Origin of the sequence: Oscillibacter sp. (assembly GCF_032060045.1) — a bacterium.
In the GTDB taxonomy this organism is placed as follows: domain Bacteria; phylum Bacillota; class Clostridia; order Oscillospirales; family Oscillospiraceae; genus Oscillibacter.
Genome location: NZ_DAMBZJ010000024.1, coordinates 46,725 through 47,756 on the forward strand (window position 1 = coordinate 46,725; position 1,032 = coordinate 47,756).

At 55.7% G+C, this 1,032-nt stretch carries 1 protein-coding gene; it reads left to right on the forward strand.

Translation table 11 applies throughout. The features are described 5' to 3' along the window. Positions 1 to 1,032: tyrosine--tRNA ligase (tyrS, locus tag RT018_RS10790; RefSeq protein WP_312941796.1), on the forward strand; the 1,032-nt coding region annotated here is incomplete at both ends.

Here is a 1,032-nt window from a genome sequence, read left to right on the forward strand (position 1 = left end):
TACGAGGAACTGAAGGCCCGTGGCCTGATTGCGCAGGTGACGGACGAGGAGGAAATCCGTGAACTGGTGAACAACGGCAAGGCCGTGTTCTATATCGGCTTCGACCCCACGGCGGACAGCCTGCATGTGGGCCACTTCATGGCGCTGTGCCTGATGAAGCGGCTGCAAATGGCAGGGAACAGGCCCATCGCCCTCATCGGCGGCGGAACCGGCATGATTGGCGATCCCTCCGGCCGGTCGGATTTGCGCCAGATGATGACAAATGAAACAATTTGCCATAACTGTGATGCCTTTAAAAAGCAGATGGAGCGGTTTATTGAATTCGGCGATGGCAAGGCGATGATGGTCAACAACGCAGATTGGCTAATGAAGCTGAACTACGTGGACGTGCTACGGGACGTGGGCTGCTGCTTCTCCGTGAACAATATGTTGCGGGCCGAGTGCTACAAGCAGCGGATGGAAAAGGGACTTTCCTTCCTGGAATTCAACTATATGATTATGCAGTCCTATGACTTCTATCATATGTTCCAGGCCTTTGGCTGCAACATGCAGTTTGGCGGCGACGACCAGTGGAGCAATATGCTGGGCGGCACGGAGCTGATTCGCCGCAAGCTGGGCAAGGACGCCTATGCCATGACCATCACTCTGCTGATGAACGCGGAAGGGAAGAAGATGGGCAAGACCGCCTCCGGCGCGGTGTGGCTGGACCCCAACAAGACAAGTCCCTTTGACTTCTACCAGTACTGGCGAAACGTGGCGGACGCGGACGTGCTCAAGTGCATCCGGATGCTCACCTTCCTGCCCTTAGAGGAAATTGACGCCATGGACAAGTGGGAAGGCAGCCAGCTTAACCGGGCTAAGGAGATTCTGGCCTATGAGCTGACAAAGCTGGTCCACGGCGAGGACGAGGCGGAAAAGGCGCAGGAGACGGCACGGGCCCTTTTCGCCGGCAAAGGCGAAGCGGAAAACATGCCTGCAACCGTTCTTACCGAAGATCGGTTTGATAATGGAAAAATCGGCGTTTTGAATCTT